The sequence below is a fragment of the Amycolatopsis sp. 195334CR genome, from assembly GCF_017309385.1.
Classification (GTDB): domain Bacteria; phylum Actinomycetota; class Actinomycetes; order Mycobacteriales; family Pseudonocardiaceae; genus Amycolatopsis.
Map to the genome: position 1 here is coordinate 324,728 of NZ_JAFJMJ010000003.1, position 22,228 is coordinate 346,955.

24 protein-coding genes are annotated in these 22,228 nt (G+C 68.7%); 11 read left to right on the plus strand and 13 right to left on the minus strand.

Annotated elements, in window-relative coordinates:
• Positions 1 to 10: 10 nt before the first annotated feature.
• Positions 11 to 451, plus strand: a complete 441-nt coding sequence (locus tag JYK18_RS38555; protein ID WP_206808748.1) for a B-4DMT family transporter — start codon at positions 11 to 13, stop codon at positions 449 to 451.
• Here JYK18_RS38555 and JYK18_RS38560 read toward each other — a convergent pair.
• From JYK18_RS38560 to JYK18_RS38605, 10 genes are all read right to left on the minus strand, one after another.
• Positions 424 to 1,935, minus strand: a complete 1,512-nt coding sequence (locus JYK18_RS38560; RefSeq protein ID WP_206808749.1) for a beta-xylosidase — start codon at positions 1,933 to 1,935, stop codon at positions 424 to 426. The two genes, JYK18_RS38555 and JYK18_RS38560, sit on opposite strands and share 28 nt — an antisense overlap.
• Before the next feature lie 105 nt (positions 1,936 to 2,040).
• Positions 2,041 to 2,955, minus strand: coding sequence for a GNAT family N-acetyltransferase (locus JYK18_RS38565; RefSeq protein WP_206808750.1), 915 nt, complete (start codon positions 2,953 to 2,955; stop codon positions 2,041 to 2,043).
• Positions 2,956 to 2,986: 31 nt separating this feature from the next.
• Entirely contained in the window at positions 2,987 to 3,418 is a 432-nt protein-coding gene (gene aroQ / locus JYK18_RS38570; protein WP_206808751.1) for a type II 3-dehydroquinate dehydratase, read from the minus strand.
• Positions 3,415 to 4,521, minus strand: a complete 1,107-nt coding sequence (gene aroB / locus JYK18_RS38575) for a 3-dehydroquinate synthase (protein WP_206808752.1) — start codon at positions 4,519 to 4,521, stop codon at positions 3,415 to 3,417. The genes aroQ and aroB overlap by 4 nt, the downstream gene beginning before the upstream one ends.
• Positions 4,521 to 5,066, minus strand: coding sequence for a shikimate kinase (locus JYK18_RS38580; RefSeq protein WP_206808754.1), 546 nt, complete (start codon positions 5,064 to 5,066; stop codon positions 4,521 to 4,523). The genes aroB and JYK18_RS38580 overlap by 1 nt, the downstream gene beginning before the upstream one ends.
• Entirely contained in the window at positions 5,063 to 6,250 is a 1,188-nt protein-coding gene (gene aroC, locus JYK18_RS38585; protein ID WP_206808756.1) for a chorismate synthase, read from the minus strand. Before aroC ends, JYK18_RS38580 begins: the two co-directional genes overlap by 4 nt.
• Positions 6,251 to 6,316: 66 nt before the next feature.
• Entirely contained in the window at positions 6,317 to 6,850 is a 534-nt protein-coding gene (locus JYK18_RS38590; protein WP_307796256.1) for a prepilin peptidase, read from the minus strand.
• 189 nt (positions 6,851 to 7,039) lie between these two features.
• Positions 7,040 to 7,666: an anti-sigma factor gene (locus JYK18_RS38595; protein ID WP_206808758.1), complete on the minus strand. Its 627-nt coding sequence runs from the start codon at positions 7,664 to 7,666 to the stop codon at positions 7,040 to 7,042.
• Positions 7,663 to 8,175, minus strand: coding sequence for a sigma-70 family RNA polymerase sigma factor (locus JYK18_RS38600; RefSeq protein WP_206808759.1), 513 nt, complete (start codon positions 8,173 to 8,175; stop codon positions 7,663 to 7,665). Before JYK18_RS38600 ends, JYK18_RS38595 begins: the two co-directional genes overlap by 4 nt.
• Entirely contained in the window at positions 8,172 to 8,549 is a 378-nt protein-coding gene (locus JYK18_RS38605) for a hypothetical protein (RefSeq protein WP_206808760.1), read from the minus strand. Before JYK18_RS38605 ends, JYK18_RS38600 begins: the two co-directional genes overlap by 4 nt.
• A 120-nt stretch (positions 8,550 to 8,669) precedes the next feature.
• On the opposite strand from JYK18_RS38605, the gene JYK18_RS38610 reads away from it, so the two are divergent.
• Positions 8,670 to 9,086, plus strand: a complete 417-nt coding sequence (locus JYK18_RS38610; RefSeq protein WP_206808761.1) for a ubiquinol-cytochrome c reductase iron-sulfur subunit — start codon at positions 8,670 to 8,672, stop codon at positions 9,084 to 9,086.
• Positions 9,087 to 9,138: 52 nt separating this feature from the next.
• Here JYK18_RS38610 and JYK18_RS38615 read toward each other — a convergent pair whose 3' ends face one another.
• Positions 9,139 to 9,594, minus strand: a complete 456-nt coding sequence (locus tag JYK18_RS38615) for a PTS glucose transporter subunit IIA (protein WP_206808762.1) — start codon at positions 9,592 to 9,594, stop codon at positions 9,139 to 9,141.
• On the minus strand, positions 9,591 to 9,827 hold the full coding sequence (locus JYK18_RS38620) for a glucose PTS transporter subunit EIIB (RefSeq protein ID WP_153031387.1): 237 nt from the start codon (positions 9,825 to 9,827) through the stop codon (positions 9,591 to 9,593). The genes JYK18_RS38615 and JYK18_RS38620 overlap by 4 nt, the downstream gene beginning before the upstream one ends.
• A gap of 226 nt (positions 9,828 to 10,053) precedes the next feature.
• On the opposite strand from JYK18_RS38620, the gene JYK18_RS38625 reads away from it, so the two are divergent.
• The 9 genes from JYK18_RS38625 to JYK18_RS38665 all read left to right on the plus strand — a co-directional run bounded on the left by JYK18_RS38625 (position 10,054) and on the right by JYK18_RS38665 (position 21,382).
• Positions 10,054 to 10,839, plus strand: a complete 786-nt coding sequence (locus JYK18_RS38625) for a GntR family transcriptional regulator (protein WP_206808763.1) — start codon at positions 10,054 to 10,056, stop codon at positions 10,837 to 10,839.
• Positions 10,836 to 12,065, plus strand: a complete 1,230-nt coding sequence (locus tag JYK18_RS38630) for a PTS transporter subunit EIIC (RefSeq protein ID WP_206808764.1) — start codon at positions 10,836 to 10,838, stop codon at positions 12,063 to 12,065. Before JYK18_RS38625 ends, JYK18_RS38630 begins: the two co-directional genes overlap by 4 nt.
• 42 nt (positions 12,066 to 12,107) lie before the next feature.
• Complete coding sequence (locus tag JYK18_RS38635) at positions 12,108 to 12,374, plus strand: HPr family phosphocarrier protein (protein ID WP_206808765.1); 267 nt, start codon at positions 12,108 to 12,110, stop codon at positions 12,372 to 12,374.
• A 359-nt stretch (positions 12,375 to 12,733) separates the two neighbouring features.
• The gene (locus JYK18_RS38640; protein WP_206808766.1) at positions 12,734 to 13,942 is read left to right on the plus strand and encodes a DUF222 domain-containing protein; all 1,209 of its coding nucleotides are present in this window, start codon (positions 12,734 to 12,736) and stop codon (positions 13,940 to 13,942) included.
• An 851-nt stretch (positions 13,943 to 14,793) separates the two neighbouring features.
• Positions 14,794 to 16,038 carry a cytochrome P450 gene (locus JYK18_RS38645; RefSeq protein WP_206808767.1) on the plus strand — a complete coding sequence of 415 codons (1,245 nt, stop codon included), beginning with the start codon at positions 14,794 to 14,796 and terminating at the stop codon, positions 16,036 to 16,038.
• Between the two features lie 20 nt (positions 16,039 to 16,058).
• Positions 16,059 to 17,537 carry an FAD/NAD(P)-binding protein gene (locus JYK18_RS38650; RefSeq protein ID WP_307796344.1) on the plus strand — a complete coding sequence of 493 codons (1,479 nt, stop codon included), beginning with the start codon at positions 16,059 to 16,061 and terminating at the stop codon, positions 17,535 to 17,537.
• On the plus strand, positions 17,534 to 19,243 hold the full coding sequence (locus JYK18_RS38655) for a non-ribosomal peptide synthetase (protein ID WP_242583954.1): 1,710 nt from the start codon (positions 17,534 to 17,536) through the stop codon (positions 19,241 to 19,243). Before JYK18_RS38650 ends, JYK18_RS38655 begins: the two co-directional genes overlap by 4 nt.
• Entirely contained in the window at positions 19,243 to 20,028 is a 786-nt protein-coding gene (locus JYK18_RS38660; RefSeq protein WP_206808773.1) for a thioesterase II family protein, read from the plus strand. Before JYK18_RS38655 ends, JYK18_RS38660 begins: the two co-directional genes overlap by 1 nt.
• Before the next feature lie 13 nt (positions 20,029 to 20,041).
• Entirely contained in the window at positions 20,042 to 21,382 is a 1,341-nt protein-coding gene (locus JYK18_RS38665) for a cytochrome P450 (RefSeq protein WP_206808775.1), read from the plus strand.
• Between the two features lies 1 nt (position 21,383).
• Here the strand turns inward: JYK18_RS38665 and JYK18_RS38670 are convergent, their stop codons facing one another.
• Positions 21,384 to 22,181, minus strand: a complete 798-nt coding sequence (locus JYK18_RS38670; protein ID WP_206808777.1) for an SAM-dependent methyltransferase — start codon at positions 22,179 to 22,181, stop codon at positions 21,384 to 21,386.
• Positions 22,182 to 22,228: the final 47 nt, after the last annotated feature.

Sequence of the window (22,228 nt, forward strand, 5' to 3'; positions counted from 1 at the left end):
CAGTGTTCGGATGGCAGGCTGGGTTACGCGCGCACTGGTCCTCGCGGTGCTGCACGCGGTCGCGGCGGTGCTGCGGGCGAAGGCCGCGGTGTTCCGGCCGACCGATCTGGACACGCTGACCGTGGGCATCATCGCGCTGCTGGTCGGCGCCTCGGCGCTGTGGGCCGCGCTCGACGCGTGGCGAGGCATGCCCGACCGTGGCCGCACCTGGTTCATCGCCGCGCTGGTCGCGGGCCCGGTGTCGGGTGTGCTCGACGTGGCGGGCCGCGCGATGTTCGTCGACCGGACCGGCCTCGAGGCCCTCCCGGACGCGCTGACCGGCGGCGCCGCGTTCACCGCGTTGCTCATCCTCGTGCCCGCGTGGCTGGGCCTGTTCGCCGGCGAGCGGATCGGCCGTCGCGCTGGTGAGACCGCCGAGCCCGATCAGCCCAAGGCCAAGCCCGCCGGATAGGTGTTCCACCGCTCGTCGGTGATCGGCGTGATGGGCGAGGCGTTCAACTCGGCCACGCCGGGCGGGCGGACCGCCCACAGCTTGCCGTCGTCGAGCAGCAGGCCGGTGCCGCCGGTCGGGGCCTGCACGGCGGCCACGCCGGTGGTCAGGTTCGCGGCCACCGGGACCCGGTCCAGCCCGGGAACGCGGCGGTCGAGCAGCCGGACGGCGAGCAGGTCGGCTACCGTGCGGCGGTCAACCCGGACGACACTGCCGCCCGCGACCAGGTCCATCGTACGCACCGGCGAGGGCATCGCGAAACCGTCGAGCACGGTGAGCATGCGGTTCACGTCGCCGCAGCCGTCGATGCCGTGCAGGTCGATGCCGAAGTGCTTGAGGTGCGTGGGGGCGCCCGCCTCACCGATCATCGTCGCGCGCACCACGTCCAGCGGCACCCGGCCGCAGGGGTCCTCCACCGAGATGGGGGCGTGCCCGTCGGGCTGGCGCAACAGGCCGGGGCCCTCCTTCCACGGTCCTGGGATCAGCACCGGCGGGTAGGGCCGCAGGCTGAAGTTCCGGTCGAGGAAGGTGATCGTGGTGCCGTCCTGCGTCTCGTGGGCGACACCGAAGGATTCGAGGGCCTCGATCCACATCAGGTCCGCGCTGAAGGCGTCGACCAGGGAACGCGTGCGCGGCACCTGCGTGCTCGGCGCGGGTTCGAAGCCGCGCTCCCCCAGCGCCTCCACGGCGGTGGTGAACGCCGGGTCCTTCGAACGCACGATGAACTGGCCCGCGCCGTTCCAGCCGGCCGCGCGGCCGGTCGTGTCGGTGAACATGAGGTAGAACCAGCCGTCGAGGAAGACCACGGCGGGCTGGCCGGCGCCGTAGGTGTTCTCGCGCGCTGTGTCGCGGGCGGGGTTGAGGATCGGGTTGCCGCCGTTGGCCCTGGTCCAGTTGAGCCCGTCGGGGCTGGTGGCCATGCCGATGGAGTTGCCGAGCGCGTGGTCGCCCGCGGCGCCGGTGTAGTAGAGGTAGTAGACCCCGTCGACCTTGACCACCGAGGGGTCGCACGTGTGCACCCCGTCGAACGCGCCGGGGTTGCCGGACAGCACGGACTGCGCGGGCCCGCCGCCCGTCCCGGTGAACGGCCCGGCGATGCCCGCCGATTCCGCGTGCAGGATGTCGTCGCCCGGCGGGCGCGCGGCGGGGTACTGGCTGCACCACCACATCCGGGTGCGGTCCCCGTCCTGCATGACGGCGGGACCGTAGTTGTAGGGCGCCCCGATGCCACCGGCCGCGACCACCCCCGCCGACTGCCGACCCGCGTCCACCGAGGGCGACGCACCCGGCGGGATGACCGGCGGCGGCACGGGACTGCCGGGCGGCGGTGCCTCCCCGCCGACCACCGCTCCGGTACCGGCGCCCTCGGCCTGCGGCTGCGCCCGGCTCGGCGTGCACCCCGCGACCAGGGCGGCACCCAGCAGCCAGGTGAGCGTGCCTCGCACACGCGGGTACCTGCGGAACGTCAATCCTGCTCCCGAGCCGGTGGACACGATCGTGTCGACGGGCACGCGACACGGAAGTAACTACGACTCAGTGTACGGAGAGGTTCACCCGTTCGAGTGCGGACCTGGTGGAGTGGCGACGAGTTCCACTTCGAAGCCGTGAGCGTTTTCCAAGTACGCCGCGTAGTGCTGGTCACCACCCGCATGCGGATACCGGTCCGCGAACAGCGGTTTCCAGCCGTGCGCACCGGATTCCTCGAGCAACCGGTCGACCTGTCGGCGCGTGGAGACGTGCAACGCCAGGTGGTTCAGCCCCGGGTCACAGCGCCGGTGCTCCCGCGCGGTCAACGCGGGCGACTGCTCCACGACGAGGTAGGTCGCGCCGAGCTTCCAGCTCACGCCGTCCGGCCACCGTTGGAACTCGCGCCAGCCCAGTTCGCCCAGCAGCCAGCCGAAGCCGGCCTCCGCTTCGGCGAGGTCGGGCACCCAGAGTTCGATGTGGTGGACCTTGCCGTGCGTGCCCGGCAGCTTCACGTAGACGTGGTGTTCGGCGCCGTAAGCGGTCCTGCTGCCGATGTCCAGGAAGCCGAGGCGTTGCGCCAGTTTGACACTGGACACATTGGACTCCCGGATCAGCGCCCAGACGGCGGGCACCCCGAGTTCGCCGAGCCCGTAGTCCAGCAACCGCGCGGCGGCCTCGGTCGCCAGCCCGCTGCCGCCGTGCCGCGGTTCGATGAAGTAGCCGATTTCGGTGACGTCCCCCGGCAGTTCCCACGACGGCCGCAGGTGCGCGAGGCCGATCACCTCGCCGTCCCGTTCGAGCACCCAGTGCCCGAGCTCCGGCGGTCCGGCGTAAGACAGCCGACGTTCGACCATTTCGCGGCACTGCACGGGGTCGGACAGGTCCGCCTCGAAGAACCGGCTCATCGCCGGGTCCGCGAAGATCCGCAGCACCGCGTCGGTGTCGTCGCGGTTCAACCCGCGCAACGTGAGCCGCTCGGTGGTCAGCATCGGAACCATCGCATCCCCCCAGATGTCGTCCGCGGTGGAGTCAGCCCGCTTGCTCCGCGAGCCATCGTATGGCGAGCGCGTAACCGGGAACGCCGAAGCCCGCCATGACCCCGGTGGCGATGTCGGAGAGCACGCTGTGGTGGCGGAACTCCTCGCGGCGGTGCACGTTCGAGATGTGCAACTCGATCAACGGCGCCGTCAGCTGCGCGGCGGCATCGCGCACCGCGATCGAGTAGTGGGTCCAGGCCCCGGCGTTCAACACGACGGCCGCCCCGGCGTCCGCCGCCTCGTGCAGCCAGCCGACCATCTCGCCCTCGTGGTCGGTCTGGCGCACCTCGACCTCCACGCCCAGCGAACCGCCGGTCTCTTCACAGAGCCGCACCAGGTCGTCGTGGGTGGACGCGCCGTACACGCCGGGCTCCCGCTTGCCGAGCCGCCCGAGGTTCGGCCCGTTGAACACGAAGACCTTCACAGCAGCACGCTCCCGCCCCCGTTTTTGTCGGCGGCCACCGCCGAGTACGCCGCGGCGAGCAGCGACGGGTCGGGGCCCTCCAGCCGTCCGGGCTTCGCAAGTCCATCCAGCACGACGAACCGCAGCACACCGGACCGCGTCTTCTTGTCGGTGCGCATGCCTTCGAGCAACTGGGGCAGCGCGTCGGCGTCATAGGTCGTGGGCAACCCGAGCAACCGGAGCACCGCCGCGTGCCGGTCGGCCGTCGCGTCGTCCAGCCGCCCCGCGAGTCGCGCCAGTTCAGCCGCGAACACCAGGCCGACGCTCACCGCCGCACCGTGCCGCCAGCGGTACCGCTCGCGCCGCTCGATCGCGTGGCCGAGGGTGTGCCCGTAGTTCAGGATCTCGCGCAGGTCCGACTCGCGGAGGTCAGCGGACACGACATCCGCCTTCACCTGGATCGCACGCCGGACCAGCTCGCCGAGCACGTCGCCCTGCGTGTCCAGTGCCGCCGCCGGGCTCTGCTCGATCAGCTCGAGGATCCGTGGGTCGGCGATGAAACCGGCCTTGACCACCTCGGCCATCCCGGCGACCAGCTCGTTGGGCGGCAGCGTCTCCAGCGTCGCCAGGTCGACCAGCACGGCGGACGGCTCGTGGAACACCCCGACCAGATTCTTGCCGGCCTCGGTGTTGATCCCGGTCTTGCCGCCGACCGCCGCGTCCACCATGCCGAGCAGCGTGGTCGGCACGTTGACCAGGCGGACGCCCCGCATCCAGGTCGCCGCGACGAACCCGGCCAGGTCGGTCACCGCGCCCCCGCCGAGGCCGACCACCACGCCCCGCCGGTCCAGCCCGATGCGGCCGAGGACCTCCCAGCAGAACCCCGCCACCGAAAGCGCCTTGCCGTCTTCGGCGTCCGGGATCTCCACGCGGTGCGCGTCGAGCCCGGCCTCGTTCAGCTCCTCGCGGATGGCCTCGGCCGTCGTGGTGAGCGTGGGCGGGTGGATCAGCGCGATCTTCGACGCGTCGCGGACGGTCTCGGTGAGTTCACCGAGCAGGCCGCGGCCGACCACCACGTCGTAGGGCGTACCGGCCTTGACCTGGATACGGACCGGTTCGGACATCATGCTCCTCGTTCGTGCTGGGCGGCTTCGACGCCGCCGGCCTCCCGCAGCCGCTCCTCGATCGCGGAGACCACGGCGGCGGGGATCAGTTCATCGGTGTCGATCTCGACGGTGGCGACCTCGCGGTAAACCGGCAGTCGCGCCTCGAGCAGCGCCTTGTAGGTCGCGCGGGGGTTCACCCCGGCGAGCAGCGGTCGCGCGGACGAAACCCCGGTGCGGCGCACGCCCTCGGCCATGCCGACGTTCAGGAAGACCACGGTGTGCCCCACCAGCCGGCCGCGGGTCCGCTCCGACAGGACGGCTCCGCCACCCACCGCCAGCACCCCGTCGTGTTCAGCCAGTGCGACCGCCACCGCATCCTCTTCCAGCGCACGGAAAGCGGGCTCGCCGTCGTCGGTGAAGATCTCCGAGATGGACTTGCCCGCGCGGTCGACGATGTCGTCGTCGGTGTCCCGGAAGGTGACCTCGAGTTGCTGCGCCAGCAACCGCCCCACGGTGCTCTTGCCCGAACCCGGCGGCCCGACGACCACCGCGCGCGGACTCACCAGCGCTCCTCGAGCGCCCGCAGGTAGCCCTCCGCGTTCCGCTTGCTCTCCGCCAGCGAGTCGCCGCCGAACTTCTCCAGTGCGGCGTCGGCGAGCACCAGCGCCACCACGGATTCCAGCACGACGCCCGCGCGCGGCACCGCGCACACGTCCGACCGCTGGTGAATGGCCACAGCGGGTTCACCGGTTGTGACGTCCACAGTGGACAAAGCCTTCGGCACCGTGGAGATCGGCTTCATCGCGACGCGCACGCGGAGCGGCTCACCGTTGGTGATCCCGCCTTCAAGGCCACCGGCGCGGTTCGACCGGCGCGTCACGCCCACAGGACCGGAGCCACGGTCGATTTCGTCGTGTGCCTGGCTCCCCCACCGCTTGGCAGTCGTGAAGCCGTCACCGACCTCCACGCCCTTCATCGCCTGGACGCCCATCAACGCACCGGCCAGCCGCGCGTCGAGCCGGCGGTCCCAGTGCACGTGGGAGCCGAGGCCCGGCGGCAGCCCGTACGCGATCACCTCGATCACACCACCGACCGTGTCACCGGCCTTCCGCACGGCGTCCACCTCGGCGACCATCGCCTCGGTGCCCTCCGCGCTGAACGCCCGCACCGGGCTCTCGTCGATCGCGGCCAGGTCACCCGGACCGGGCAGCGGCCCGTCCGGCGCCTCGGCGCCACCGATCGACACGACGTGGCTGACGATCTCGACGCCGAGCAACTGCCGCAGGTATGCCCGTGCGACCGTGCCGAGCGCCGTGCGCGAAGCGGTCTCCCGCGCGCTGGCCCGCTCCAGCACGGGACGCGCCTCGGGGAAGTCGTACTTCTGCATGCCGGGCAGGTCGGCGTGGCCGGGCCGCGGCCGGGTCAGCGGCTCGTTGCGGGCCAGGCCTTCGAGTTCGGCCGGGTCCACCGGGTCGGCCGACATAACCTTTTCCCACTTGGGCCACTCGGCGTTCTCGATCTGCACGGCGACCGGGCCGCCCTGCGTGAGCCCGTGCCGCACCCCGCCGAGAAACTCGATGCGGTCCTTCTCGAAACCCATCCTGGGGCTCCGGCCGAACCCGAGCCGCCGGCGAGCCAGCTGTTCGGTCACGTCGGCGGTGGTGACCTCGACTCCGGCCACCATGCCCTCGAGCACGGCGGCCAAGGCGGGCCCGTGCGATTCACCTGCGGTCATCCAGCGCAACACGCCACGATCCTGTCACGTCCGCGGCATGTCCGGGCGCACACCCTCCACGCCGTGCCGGACCGGTGTTCACTGGCTGGGAAACAACGTGACCAGCGAGGTGGCGATCAGCAGCCCAGGACCGTGCGGAACACCATCTTCCCAGGTCGGCGAGCCGCGAATGCGCGCGAACACGCCTAAGACGGCGCTCACCACCGCGGCGATGACTACCACCGCGACCATCGCTGCCCAACCAGTCGCACCGAGAACCAGCCCGAGCGAGCCAGCCAGCTTGACGTCACCGGCGCCGAGTGCGTGCGGAATCACCCGATGGGTCACCGCGTGCAACCCACCGAACACGAGTCCACCGAGCAGCGCTCCCCACAGCAACTCCGCTCCACCTTCGATCGCGGCGAAGGCGAGCGCGGCCGCGAAGATCGGGTAAGCGCGCAGGGTCAGGGCGTCCGGCAGCCGCCGCTCCCGCAGGTCGACGACGGTCAACGGAACAGCGAAGGCGACCACCGCCAGCGGCACGGGCAGCCACCACCACGGCCCACCGAACCAGGCGACCAGAGACCACAGCAGGCCCACCGATACGACGGCGCCCCAGCCGGGCTGTCGCACCGGCGGAACAGTACGACGCAGCGCCCATCGACCGGCGAGCCCAGCGATGCAACCGGCGAGAGCGAGAAGAGGAAAGTGAATCCAAGGCACACGGTCAGGTTCCGGCGAGTTCCGCCGGGCTGGCAAACGAGGACGGGTGCCTACGGAACAAGTCCACGGCAAACCGACGCAAACGGGCCGTGGGCGTGGTCAGGGCTCCCAGCGCAGCAGGGGTTTGCCCGCCGTCGTGCGGATCTCCAGCGCGGCGATATCGGCGCGGTGCCACGTCGTGGCGACCGAGATCTGCGCCGTGTCGTCGGGAATGGCCCGCCAGCTGGCGAGTTCGTCGACCTGGCCTTCGCGGTTGACCGCGACCAGCAGGTAGTCCCCGACCTTGCCGCCCTCGTAGCTGCACTTCATGTCGACCCGGGATCCGCCGGGCACTTCCTTGACCTGTGCGACGGCTTCGACCGGGAACTCGCCGAGCGCGACCATCGCGGTGCCCGGTTCTTCCTGCGCGGTCAGCGGGAAGGCCACCACGACGACCAGCGCGGCCGCCGCGGCGAGAGCACCGGCGGTCGTCCAGCGACGACGCAACCGGATCCGCCGCACGCGTCGCATCAGCGACGACCGCAGGCCGCGAGGTTCGTGCGCGACCGGGTCCAGCGCGTCGGCCGGCACCTGCGAGAGCAATCCTGGCAGCCCCGCCAGTTCACGCACGGCGCGGGCGCATTCGCGGCACACCTCCAGGTGCGCTTCGAACGCGTAACGGTCCTCCGGGGTGAGCGCGCCGAGCACGTAGGCCGCGTCGTAGGACGCGAAGGGGTCATCAGTCATCGCACGACCCCCTTCTCCTCCAGCGCCATCTTCAACGCCCTGAGCGCATAATGCGTCCTCGACTTCACGGTGCCTTCGGCGACCCCCAGCCGCCTGGCCGCGTCGGCGACCGAGTAGCCCTGGAAGAAGCAGAGCACGAGCACTTCGCGGTGCCGGTCGGACAACTGGCCGAGCGCCTCCGCCACCAGCCAGCCCTGCAACGCGCGTTCGGTGTCGTCGGGTACGGGCTGCTCCGGGGGTGCGTCGGTGGTGACTTCGGAACGGGTGGCCGCCGAGCGCCAGTCGTCGATCGCGATCCGGCGGGCCACGGTGAACAACCAGGCACGCGCCGAGCCCTGGGACTGGTCGAGCACCCGCGGGTGCTTCCAGGCCCGCAACAGTGTTTCCTGCACGACGTCCTCTGCACGGGCGGTGTTGCCGCCGGTCAGGCTCAGTGCGTAGGACCAGAGCGCCGCCGCGTGGTCGGAGTGCAGCGCGCGCATCAGTTCGTCTTCCGGCGCGTCCTTCACACCCGGGCGCCATCCCGGTCGCGCACCGCGATCGCCACGAGGCCGAACAGCAGGCAGGCGCCCTCGGCGATGGCCGCCCACACCTGCGACGAGCCCCAGTACAGCTCGTTCTTCATGCCGAACAGCCCGACGGTCACCGAGAGGAAGAACGCCGCCAGGGTCACCGCACCGAACCCGGCCGCGGCGAGCAGCGGCAGCCAGTGGTGCCAGAACAACACGGCGAGCGCCAGCACGACCCCGGCGACCACGTTGACCATGAACAGCGGGCCGATCACGTCGATATCGCGGTACCCCAGCTGCCAGAGGTCGAAGTGGATCCACGCGGAGCCCAGCAACCCCGCGACCACCACCAACCGTAACGCCCATGTGACCATGGCCGACTCCCTGCGCGCGTGTGGAAGGACACTACTTCCACCACACGGGCGCGGCACCCCGTTGGTTCAGTCGGCGGACCGATTTTGAACCGAATCGGTACCTACGTCGTGTCACAGGGCATGACTGCCGAACAACACACCCGCCGCACCGTACTGGTCACCGGAGCCGCCGTCGCCGGCGTGGCCGCTGGAACAGCCGCGCTCTCGGCCTGCGGAACGGACGATTCCCCGCCCGCCGCCGCGGGTGGCGGCTCGCTCGTGGCACTGGCCGACATCCCGGTCGGCGAAGCGAAAGCCGTCAAATCAGGTGACCAGGAAATCATCGTCGCGCGGCCGACCGACGCGACCGCGGTCGCGTTCAGCGCCGTGTGCACCCACCAGGGCTGCGCGGTCAAGGCCGAGGGCAAGGACCTCACCTGCCCGTGCCACGGCTCGGTGTTCGACGCCCTCACCGGCCAGGTTCGGCAGGGCCCTGCGGAGACCCCGCTCCCCGCGGTGGCGGTGAAGGTGGAGAACGGCCAGGTGCTCAGCGCCTGAGCCGAGCGGCCCCGGGAGTCCTGAGCCCAGCTCCCGGGGCCGTCCCGACCGTTCAGTCGTTCCAGGTGAACAGGGCGTCGCCCTCGGTGACCTCGGCGCCGGTGGTCACCGCTGAGAGCGCCTCCGCCGGTGCGTCCAGTGCGACCACCGGCACCACGGCCGAGTAGCCGGCGGCCACGACCGCCTCCGGGTCCCAGCTGATCAGCGGCTGGCCCGCGCGCACGGACTCGCCCTTGACCACGTGCAGGGTGAAGCCCTCGCCCTTCTGCTGCACCGTGTCGATGCCCAGGTGGACCAGCACCCCGCGACCGCCTTCGGTGGCCACGACGAACGCGTGCGGGTGCAGCGTCACAACCGTGCCATCGACCGGCGAGACCGCGTCCGCGCGACCGCCGGAGGGCTGCACCGCGATCCCCGGGCCCACCATCGCCTGCGCGAAGACCTGGTCGGGCACCTCGCTCATCGGCACCGTGCGCCCGGGCACCGGGCTCAGGATCTCCAAGCTCACATCAGGTCCTGGATGTCGCTGGCGATCGTGTCCGCCTCCGGGCCCACGATGACCTGCACCACCGAGCCCACCTTCACCACGCCCATCGCGCCGGCCTTCTTCAGCGCCGCCTCGTCGATGACCGAGCCGTCCTCCAGCTCGCAGCGAAGGCGGGTGATGCAGCCCTCGATCTCGATCACGTTGTCCGCGCCGCCGAGCGCCGCGAGGATCTTTTCCGGCCTGTCGTCCGCCACCGGTGACCTCCTGAAATCCGGGCCTGGCGCATTCGCGCCAGGCACAACTACGCCGATCGCCGGTACCGGTGCCGATCACGAGCACGAACTCGTAACGGCTGTTGACACCCGATCAGTCAGCGGAGCATTCTGCCCCATCAATGAATGGTCTAGACCGGAACGTACCAATCTTCGCGGCCCGGTGCGAGCACCAGGGTCACGAAGTCGGCGGAAGGAGGTGGAGGAGATGAGCGCGGCCGCGTTCCCCTCCCGGCCCGACCGCGTCGTGGACGGTCCGACTCCGAAACACGCTCAGCTGCGGGAGATCCTGCGGCACGCGGTCGAACGGGAGCTGCCACCCGGCTCTCCCATCCCCTCCGAGCGCGAGCTCGCGGAGCGCTACCAGGTTTCGCGGCTCACGGTCCGGTCGGCGATCGGCAAGCTGGTCGAGGAAGGGCTGCTGTCCAGGGTGCGCGGCAAGGGCACGTTCACCGCCAGCCGCCGGATGGAGTTGCAGCTCTACCTGATGTCGTTCACCGACGACATGCGCCGCCGGGGCCTCGAACCGACCACCGAGGTACTCGGCACCACCACCGAGGTCCCGCCCGCGGCGACCGCGAACGCGCTCGGTCTCCCCGAGGGCGCCGCTGCACTGCGGCTCAAGCGGCTACGCCGCGCCGACGGGATACCGCTGGCCGTGGAACGCGGCTGGTACCACCCCGTCAAGGTGGCGGGGTTGTTCGAACTGGACCTCACCCGGTCGCTGTACGCGCAGCTGGCCGAGCAAGACATCCGCCTCGACCACGCCTGGCAAACCGTCTGGGCCGAGTCGGCGGACAAGGAAACCGCACGGCTGCTCGGTATCCGTACCGGCAGTCCGCTGCTCGTCTTCCGCCGCGTCTCCAGCATGGCCGGAGCACCGGTGGAGGACATGACTTCCTGGTACCGGGGAGATCACTACCAGGTGACTATGCAGTTGGACCGGAGTTCCCCGGATTCCGGTAACCCCGCCAAACATGGAGGTACCCGATGAGCGCCACCACAACGGGGGCGAAGGGTAGGGGGCTGGCCGGTCTGCAGCGGTTCGGCCGCAGCCTGATGCTCCCGATCGCGACCCTGCCGGCCGCCGGCCTGTTGCTGCGGCTGGGCCAGGACGACCTGCTCGGCAAGGACGGTCTCGGCTGGGACAAGGTCGCCGCCGTGCTCAGCGCCGCCGGGGGTGGCCTGCTGGACTGGCTGCCGCTGCTGTTCGCCGTGGGCATCGCGGTCGGTTTCGCCCGCAAGGGTGACGGTTCCACCGGCGTCGCCGCAGTCGTCGGCTTCGTCGTGTTCAACAAGGTCGTCCAGGTGTTCGCCCCGATCAACGAGATGGAGGGCTTCAAGGAGGGCTGGTTCCTCGCACCGGTCAAGTGGCCCTACTCGGTGCTTTCGGGTGTGATCGTCGGCCTGGTCACCGCGGTGCTGTGGCAGCGGTTCCACCGCATCAAGCTGCCCACCTACCTGGCCTTCTTCGGTGGCCGCCGGTTCGTGCCGATCATCAACTCGCTGGCCCTGCTGGTGCTCGGCGTGATCTTCGGCCTGATCTTCCCGGTCATCGACGCCGGCATGCAGAACCTCGGCGAGGCGGTCACCAGCAGCGACGTGGTCGGTGGCGGCATCTACGGCCTGCTCAACCGCCTGCTCATCCCGATCGGCCTGCACCAGCTGATCAACGTGCCGGTGTGGTTCATCTTCGACGGTGGTGACCTGACCAAGTTCCTCGACGGCGACCCGACCGCGGGCGCGTTCATGACCGGCTTCTTCCCGATCTTCATGTTCGCCCTGCCCGCCGCCGCGCTGGCGATCTGGCAGACCGCGAAGCCGTCGCAGAAGAAGGTCGTCGGCGGTGTGATGGTGGCCGCGGCGTTCACCTCGTTCCTCACCGGTGTGACCGAGCCGATCGAGTTCGCGTTCATGTTCGTGGCCTGGCCGCTGTACCTGATCCACGCGGTCCTGACCGGTATCTCGCTGGCCCTGGTCAACGCGCTGGACATCCACCTCGGGTTCTCGTTCTCGGCGGGTGCCATCGACTTCGCGCTGAACTCGACGCACCCGGCGGCGAGCTCGAACGTCTGGCTGCTCATCCCGATCGGCCTGGTCTACGCCCTGATCTACTACTTCCTGTTCCGGTTCGTCATCATCAAGTGGAACCTGCGCACCCCCGGACGTGAGGAAGACGACTCGATCGAGGCCGATCTCGACGCCACGGCCGCGAAGTAAGCGCACCACGATAACCAAGCACCACAAGGAAAGGACGGCTCAATGCCGGAGCGACGTGTCAAGGTGGCGAGCAAGGTGGGCCTGCACGCCCGGCCGGCCGCGCTGGTCGCCAAGGCCGCGGCGGCCCAGCCGGTGGCGGTCAGCATCGCCAAGGACGGCGGCACGCCCGTCGCCGCGGGCAGCGTGCTCAGCCTCATGACGCTGGGCGCCGCCCATGGCGACGAAGTGATCATCACGGCCGAAGGAGACGGCGCGGAAGCCGCGATCGAAGCAGTGGCCGAGCTGATCGAGAGCGACCTGGACGCGTAGCGACAGAGCCGAAAAGCCGCCCCGGGGCAAGTCCTCTGGGGCGGCTTTTCCTATTCAGGGTCAACCCGGAAGACAGCATTCTCACCACTACCACGGCGCTCGACGGCAGTGGCCCGCCGCCGTGCCGCGGCCCTCACCATTCTGCGCGAACGGGCCGTTCACCCACTTATTTTTTCGCCGCTTCCAACCTCCAGCAACATCAACATCGAGCCCCTGACCAGGCATTTCGCCAGAATTTCTGGTCGACGACAGGCCTCCGGCGCGTCACCGTAACCGCCACCCCCGACAGTTCCGCAGCACTGACAGAGGCTCACGATCGTGTGCTTCGAAACGTCGGACATCGCGGTTACCGTCGAGCCATGGAAACCACAACCACGAAGCCCACCGAGCTTCACCGCATCGTCGTCGAACTGCAGCAGAACGAGAAGGAGGTAGCGCGGCTCCACGCACGGAGAATGAAGTTGGTCGCGGAGTTCTGCCGAAGATCCGAGGCGAGACGGGGCCTCCCCGAGCAGATCGCCATGGCCCTGTCGATGACCAAGCACCGGGCCGCCGCCACCATCACAGCTGCCGAAAAGCTGACCGCGCACATGCCCAAGACCTTCGCGTTGCTGGAGAAGGGCAGCATCCCCTTGACCGTGGCCGAGCGCGTTCGGGACGCGACCTCCTGGCTCCCCGACAGCAAGTTGGCCGAAGTCGACAGCCTGCTGGAGAACACCCTCGAGGGTCGCAACCCGACACAGGCCAGGAGGATCACGACCCGGACGGTCGCCAAAGTCGACCAGGAGGGCCATGCCGATCGAGCCAAGGGCAGCCGCAGAGGCCGCCAAGTGCGCCTCCGTCACGGTGATGCGGGGACTGCTTCTCTTGCGGTGACGTCCGCCCCGATCGAGCACGCCCTCGCCGCGTACGCCAACGTCGACCAGCTCGCCCGGCGGCTGAAGACCGCCGACGAGACGCGCACGCTGGACCAGCTCCGCGCCGACACGATGCTGGACCTGCTGATGGGCAAGCAGTTCGGTGGCGAGGTCCGGACCCACTGCTATCTCTACCTGGACGCGACCACGTACGCCGGGCTGAACAACAGGCCCGCAGAGTTGGCCGGGCACGGCCTCATCCCCGCGTGGCTCGCTAAGGAAATGTGCAGCGGGCGGAACACCGTGTTTCAGCGGATCATCACCGAACCGCAGAGCGGGCAGGTCACCGAACTGGGCGAGGCCAAGCACAGCAGCACGGGCAACGTCACCGAACTCGTCCGGGTACGCGACCGGGAGTGCCGTCGGCCCGGGTGCACCAAGCCGGCCAAACTGACCGAACTCGAGCTGTGCGAGCACCACGACGGCCGGACCGAGAGCGCGCACATCGGCACCTGCGCGGCCGACCACAAGCTCCCAGCCATTCGAGGCTGGCATCACACCCTCGAAGCGGACGGCTCGCTCACCGTCACCACGCCCAGCGGCGAGACTTACACCAGCAGGCCAGAGCCGCTGCACGAACCACGCTCCATTCAGGACGACTCCTCAGCAGGCACGGACCATCAAGGCCACACCTACTGCCGCTGCGCGTGACAGCGGACACGCCAGAGTCACATTGCTCACCTTGCACACCGCCGACGCCAATGCGCGCCAACAAAACGAAAACCGCCGTTGGCAAAAGTGTGCGCCAGATGCACAAATCCCGTTGAAGGCCGACGAGCAACGGTGTCGAAAATGGCGCAAACAACCGCGCGCGATACTCAATCTGACCGCCGCCTGAACGCTCAGCGGACAGGTTGAACGATTTCGACACCAGCACGCACCCGATTCGCGGCGTGACCCTGCGACAGATGGAGGCACCAGAAGCAGCCGATAGCACCAGGCACGCCAGTTCGCCGAACAACCTGCGTTCATTCGGTGGATGTACCCGCACAAGAGTCGGGCGGACACTGAGAGCGAGAGCTGGCAATGTTGCCATGCCCGCTGCACTAGTCCCGCCTCGCGGGCGACCCCAAAGGCCAGAAGGGAGACCAACCACGGCAAGGTAACAAACCCCGCATGCGCCCGACGCCACTCGGCTGCATGACGCCACCGCAGCCTTCGCACAGTGAGCCAACTGCACGAAAGTTCGGCGACCAATTGGCGCAAGACGCCAGGCGTCATGATGCGAAGGATGCCATTAATTCCTGAGCCTCCCACCAATACGGACGAACGGCTTATTCGCTTGTGCAACTTCAATCAGGTGTTGATAACACAGTTGGCACGGGACAAGTAACGCACTACAATCAAGCCCAGTCGGCGGACAACCACTTTATTCAGTTCCCGCCCTCACGCCACGCGAAATTCATTCTTCGCGGTCACCTGAGTACTTTCGGAGATTATTGTTGCGACTTCAGGGCCATCGCGAGCCCCAAGTGACGTCGTCTCCGCCGGAAGGAGCGTTCGTGTCCTCGTGCAAAGTGGCCGACGGTCAGCCACATCTGCCTCCGGCCCGCGACCGAAGGCAAGCGGCCTGTCCGAAGGAACTCAGTGTCTACAACCTCATCCTCCGCCCCACCGCGGCTCGGGAGCAATTGACCGCGCTGACCGAACGTGCAGCGGTGCACTGGGACCCCTACGTGTCCGCCTGGTTGATTTGCGGCACGGCCGAAGCTTCCTTGGTGCTTACGGATGAACGGTTCTCGTCAAAACGGCTCAACGTCAACGGTGACACAGTACCCTCGCCCGACACTACGGAATCCACTATGGACGCGATGGTGTCTCGGATGATGCTCCTGAAGGATGGGGCCGAACACCTGCGGTTGAAGAAGGTCGCCCGGGCCGTCCTCACTCCACAACGGATCCAGGCACTCGAACCATCGATGCGCGAACTCGCCGCCGAACTGCTGCCGCTCGACAAGCCGGGTGATCTCGACTTCGTGGAACACGTAGCGAAGGAGTTTCCGTTGCGGGTGCTCGGCGAACTGCTCGGCATCGACGAGTCCGACCTGGACATGGTGCTCGCCGGGTCGGACGCGATCACGGCCATTGTCAGCGGACTGGACCACACGATCGATCCAGAGATCCACCGCAGAGCGCGCACCTTGTACGAATACGCCTTTCGACTCGTCCGCGAACGCCGGGAAAATCCTGGCGACGATGGCATCAGCGCGCTCGTGCGCGCCGCCGACGACGAAGGCCTCGCCGACGCGGATATCGCCGCCAATCTGGTCATGCTGATCGCGTCAGGCCATCAGACCATGCCCGGTTTCCTCTCGATCTCCCTGCACAGCGCCCTGACCTCCGACGCATCTGCGTTGGAACTACCCGGCGCGCTGGCCAACGTCACACCGTCTCGTTTCGTCGGCAGGGTTGCGACGGCAGACATCGACGTGGGCGGATGCCGGATTCGCGCTGGTGACAAGGTGCTCGTTCTCCTCGCCGCGGCGAACTGGCACAGGGGCTCGGCCGACCGAGGGCAACGCCACCTGGCGTTCGGCTACGGCCGGCATCGCTGTGCGGGCGCCGCGATGGCCGAACTCGAAGGGGCTGTGATGTTCGAGCGAATGACCGAAGCCATGCGGGCAGGTGTCCGACTGGCCGACGCCGGTGTCGAGTGGAATAACGACGCGAACTTGCCTTCTCTCACCAAGTTACCCATCCGGCTCGGCAAGACATCCAAGGCTTCGACACCGCTGTCCGATCGGTGAGTGTTGTGCGCATTGGGATAGTGGGCGCTGGGGCCACGGGAACAAGCGTGCTGGACATACTGGTACGAGATCTTGGCCAAGTCGCTCCCCGAGCACAGGAGCACGAAGTCACGGTCTTCGACCCGACCATGCGGTTCGGACCGGGCCGGGCTTATCTTCCGGGAAGCGAGAAGGCCCTGCTCAACCTGCCGGCCCGGATGATGTCCGTGCGCCCCGGCGATCCCGGGCATTTTGTTGACTGGCTGGCTGAACGTGGCCGCGGGCCCGTGACCGGCGGGGAGTTCTTGAGTCGGAGCATCTACGCGCGCTACTTGGAAGACGTCGTCGCTGCTGCGGTGTCGACGGGGCGCCACAGCAACGTTCGGGTCAGGTTGGTGGGCGACCGTGCCTCCGCGATCAGCCGTGCAACCGACGCGTTCGCCGTACACACCGCAGCTGACGAGCATCACTGTTTCGACGCCATCTTCTTGTGCCCGGGCACCACTGAACCGGTCGACACCTATGGTCTTACCGGTAGGCCTGGCTTTGTCGTCGATCCATACCCGCTCCGCGAAACGGTGTCACGAATCGGAAGTGGACAGACGGTGGCCGTGCTGGGCACCGGCCTTACCGCCATCGATTTTGTCCTCGAACTGGCAGGTTCGGGCCATCAAGGACAGATACTGGCCGTCTCGCGCAGCGGATACCTGCCCAGTGTTCGTTACCCAGGGCCGGGGCCCAATCTGCTCGCGACGAGCGACGACACCGTCCTCACTCTCGCCAAGGAGCGCGGCTACCTGTCCTTACTGGACATCTACCGGGTGCTGCGAGCCGAGTTCCGCGAGCGCAACGTCCCGATGTCCGATCTGTGGCACGAACTGCGCAGCCACGAAGATCCAGCAGCCCGCTTTCTCCGCCATGTCGACGAGGCCCGCGGCGGCAGTCCATGGCACCTGGTGCTCATAGCCGTCGCGCGGTATCTCGTCGACAAGGCATGGCATCTCTTCGACGACGCCACCAAAGCAGCTCTCATCCACCAGTGGCACGGCGTCTGCGCTCGCTTGTGCGCCCCCATGCCTCAGGAGTCGGCTGTTGAACTGGCGAGACTGTTGCGCGCTGGTCAACTTCAGCTCGTCGGCGGGGTTGAAATGGTCACCGCCAACGAGCACGGGTTTCTGATTGACACGACGTCGAGCTGGCATGTGGCTGACTGCGTCGTCAACTCGGTTCGACCGCGTGTGCCAGTAGTTCCGCGCCGGGCGCGGCAGTTGATCGGGTCGATGGTTCGCGACGGGTTGGCCGTGCCCCACCCGTTCGGCGGGATACGCATCGACACCGACACCGGCCTGGTGCAGGACGCCACCGGATCCGCCGTCCCCGGTTTGTACGCCCTGGGCGAGCTGACGGTCGGCGAACGTTACGTGGAGACGACCATTCTCGGCGCCATCACCCGGCGCGCAGCACAAGCGGTGAAACACCTCATCGACCGTGATCCGGCCCTGAGACAGGAGCGACCATGAACTCGTGCGTCGGCGTAGCCGACCGGACCGTAGGCGACCTCATCGAACGGCGGGCCCGCGCGCAGGGTGACCGTCCGTGCGTGTCCGCGGTGGACGGTGACCTCAGCTATGCCCAGTTCGGGGCGTTGGTCGAGACGATCGCCGCTCAGTTGACCCGGCGGAACCTCGTTCGCGGAGAGCTTGTCGCGGTCGCGATACCGCGCTCGGCGCTGACCGTCGCGGCCGCACTCGCGGTGTGGCGTGCCGGCGGCGCGTTCCTGCTGATTGAACCGACGTTGCCGGAGTTGCGCCGCAGCGAACTGATTCGTGACGCGGGCGTTCGACTCGTGGTGTCTCCCCCAGAACGATCCGGGGTTCTCGGTGGCGCGGTGGAGATCACCGAGAACGGTGAATGGCGCTGCCCCGCCGAGGTCGTCGAGCCAGCGGAACTGGCCTACGTCGTCTACACCTCCGGGTCCACCGGCAAGCCCAAGGGAGTCCTCGGCCGTCATTCTTCGTTGCTGTCGGTGGTTCGCACGGGCGAGCGGCATTTCAAGGTGCGCGCGTACGACCGGGTGGCCATGCTCGCGCCGCAACATGTCGAAGCGGCGTTCTTCGAGATGTTCGCGACGCTGGCGCTCGGTGCGCACCTCTGCATTCCCACCGAACAGCAGCGAGTACCCGGTCCCGAGCTGGATCGATTCCTGCAGCAAGAGCGGGTGAGCGTGCTGGTCGCGACGCCGTCGCGGTTGCGCGAGATGAACCCCGACCTCTTCCCCGCGCTTCGGGTCGTGATCTGCGGGGGTGAGGACCTGCCCCCGGATGTCGCCCAGCGCTGGGCTTTCGGGCGCACGCTCGTCAACAGCTACGGCGTGTCGGAAGCGACGATCGCCAGCACCTACATCGAGATCGATCCGGATAAGGCCCGGCGGATCCCGATCGGCCGGACGTGCGACGGCAGTGAGATCGTCGTGCTGGACGACGAGTTGCGCCCGGTTCCCGACGGCACTCCCGGCGAACTGTTCATCGGCGGCGACGGCGTGGCGCTGGGCTACCTGGGACGACCGGAGCTGACCGCGGAGCGATTCGTCGACGTCGGTGGCCAGCGCATGTATCGCACCGGCGACCGTGGGGTGCGCGAGGCGGACGGCCTGCTCTACTTCCTCGGCCGCAACGACGACCAGGTGCAGATCGGTGGCTTCCGGGTTGAACTCGGCGAGGTCCGCGCCGTGCTGCGGGAGCACCCCGCGGTCCGCGACTGCGCGGTGCGCGAGGACGCCGGGAGGCTGGTGGCCCACGTCGTGGGCGACGCGAATCTCGATGTCGCGCTCATTCGACGCTGGTTGGCCGAGCGGCTTCCTTCGTACATGGTTCCGGCCTTATTCATCCCGGTCGACGACCTGCCGTTGACTTCGTGGGGCAAAGTCGATCCCACCGCGCTGACCCTGCCCACCCAGTTCAACGAGCGAAACGGCGACGGTGAAAGCCTCAGCGAAACGCAGGCCGCGCTCGGTGAGATCGCTGCCGACCTGCTCGGCCTGGAACGGTTCGACTCGGCTGACCTGCGTGCGGACCTCTTCCTGCTGGGGATGACGTCGTCGCTGATCACCCGCTTCGTGCGCCGGGTCGCCGTCGATCTTGGTACCGAGTTGAGCCCGGTGGACGTGTTCGAGCGTCCGACGGTGGCCGAACTGGCCGGAGTCGTCGACGGGAACGAGGCGGGCTGATGGCACCCGGTGCGGAAGGGCCGTGGTTCCCCCAGGTCGACCGAAGGCAGCGGCCAGCGGTCCGGCTGGTCTGCCTCGGTGCCGCCGGCACGGGAGCCTCCCAGTTCGGTGCGTGGTCAGAAGCGCTGCCCGAGTCGATCGAGGTCTGGCCGGTGCTGCTGCCTGGACGCGAGCGCCGGATTCGGGAGGAACCGCTGCGGCGGATCGACCTGATCGCCGACGAACTGCTCGCGGAGCTGGTTCGGCTGGTTGAACCAGGTGGACCGCCATGGGCCTTCCTCGGGCACAGCTTCGGGGCGCTGGTCGCCTACGAAACGGCGCGGAGGCTACTGGACTCCACGGACCTGGCCGTGGAGGGGCTTGTCGCGTGCTCGATGCCTGCGCCGCATGTGCAGGCCGATCGGCTGCCGGTAGCCACCGACGACGATGCCGCCCTGCTCGACTGGGTCAGGACGTCCGGTGGCGTGGACGACGTGCTGCTCGGCGACGCGCGCTTCGCCCGTTGGCTGGCCGCCGACCTGCGAGCGACATTGGACTGCCGCCGGTCGTACCGGTTGGACCGGCCGGTGAAGCTCGACTGCCCGGTGCTGGTCGCCTCCGGTGCGGATGATCCGGAGGTCGTTCCGGACGACCTCGACGAGTGGCGGTACTGCACAACGGCCACCTTCGAACGGATCACCGTCGGGCGGGGGCACTACTTCCTGCGAAGCCATCAGGACGCGCTGCTGGAGCTGGTCCACGACCGGCTCACGCGGTGGCGCTCCGCGCGATCCAGCAGTTCCTGAAGGGAGCCGTGCCATGACGCGAGAAGGATCCCGTCCCCCGGTCGCACCGGGTGGACGGCCTGTGGTCGGGCATGCGCTGCGGCTGTTCCGGCGGCCTCTCGAATTCGTCGATCGGCAGCGGGCCTGCGGCAACGTGGTGTCGTTCCGCCTCGGCCGCGAGCCCGCGTTCCTGGTGAACAGCCCCGCCACGGTGCGCGAACTGCTCGTCGAGCACAACCAGGTGACCAAGAACGGGGTGCTCTTCGAGAAGCTCAAAGTGCTCGGCGGGGACGGGATCGGCAGTTCCTGGGGCGAACCGCACCGGCAACGGCGTCGGATGCTCGCGCCGCTGTTCACCCAGGAGCGCGTCACGGGGTACGCGAGCACGATGCGCGCGGCGGCCGAGGAGCAGACGTCGAACTGGGTGGACGGCGCGCCGCTCGAACTGGGCCGCGAGTTGAACGAGATCGCCGCCGCGATCCTGGTCCGGTGCATGTTCTCGTCCGACGCGGGCAGCGAGACCGCTCGGGAGGCCGCTCGCTGGTTGCCGGTCGTGTTCCGTGGCGTGGGCAAGCGGGCCTACGCGCCAACCGGCCTGTTGTACGCGCTGCCCACGCGGTCCAACCGGTTGTACACGGAGGCGGGCAAGCGCGTGCACGCGCTGATCGACGAGGTCATCGCGGTCTACCGACGAGAGGGCACGGCAGGCCGGGACATGCTGTCGGCGCTGCTCAAGGCCCGCGACCCCGAGACCGGCGAGACGCTCACCGACCAGCAGGTGCACGACGAGGTCATGACCATGTTCTTCGTCGGCACCGAGGTCTCGTCGGCGGCGCTGGGCTGGCTGTTCCTCCAGTTGGACCGGCACCCGAACATCGCCGACCAGGTGTACCGCGAACTCGACGACGTGCTCGGCGACCGGCCCGTCGAGTTCGACGACCTGCCGAAACTCGAGTACGTCGCGCGGGTGGTCCACGAGACGCTGCGCCTGTACCCACCGGGCTGGTTGTTTCCGCGCATCCCGACGGTCGACATCGAGGTGGGCGGCTACGCGATCCCGGCCGGCGCGAACGTGTTCTACAGCCCGTACGTGCTGCATCGCGATCCCCGGCTGTTCCCCGACCCGGACCGCTTCGACCCCGACCGGTGGTTGCCCGAGCGGACCGGGCGCGTGCCGCGCGGGGCGTTCATCCCGTACGGCGAGGGCGTGCGGGTGTGCATGGGCGGCTCGTTCGCGGCGGCGGAGATGCTGATCGTGCTCGCGGTGGTCCTCCGGCACTGGCGGCTGCCGCTGCGGCCGGGCGCGCGCGTTCGACCCGTCGCGTCGACCACGCTGCACCCCGACCACTTGCCGGTGGTGGCGCGCCGGCGCTGACTCAGCGTTTGCGCGCCACGACGGCGTAGTGGCCGGAGCGCTCGGGATCGGCGGCGGGCGGGCCGCCCAGTTCCGGGCGCCACTTCGCGGTGAGCACGACGCCCGGCACCACCGGCTCCAGGGCGCCCAGCAATCCGGTTATCTGCTCGGCGGACCGCAGCGTGATCGGCGCCGCGGTTTCGGCGAAATACTCCACCGCGGCCGCCATTTCCTCCTCCATGTTCCGCGAGGTGAAATGGGTCATCGCGAGCAGACTTCCTGGGGCCACCGCATCCGCATATCTCGCAATCAGGCCTGCCGGATTACCGGAATCCGGAATGTACTGGACGACGCCGAGCAGAAAGAGCGCGATCGGGCGGCCGAAATCGAGCAGTGCGCGGGTCTCCGGGTGCGACACGACCGCCTCGGCGTCGCGGAGGTCGGCGCGCAGGACGGTCGCGTGCGGGTTGTCCGCCAGCAGGACCTCGCTGTGCGCCACCGCGATCGGGTCGTGGTCCACGTAGACCACGCGGCTCTCCCGGTTCGACTCCTGGGCGATTTCGTGCACGTTTCCCGAGGCCGGGATGCCGGAGCCGAGGTCGAGGAACTGGTGCACGCCGGACTCGACGCAGAAGCGGACCGCGCGCCGGAGGAAATGCCGGTTGAGCCTGGCCATCTCGCGAAACGGTCCCACCTTGGCGATGCGTTCGGCCAGCGCGCGGTCCTCCGGGAAGTTCAGGGAACCGCCGAGCATGTAGTCGTAAACGCGCGCCAAGGCCGGTTTCGTGACGTCGACGCCGGCTGCCGTCCAATCCACCATTCGCGCACCTCTCGCCAATCCGGAAGTGAATCTCCAAATACCGGAAG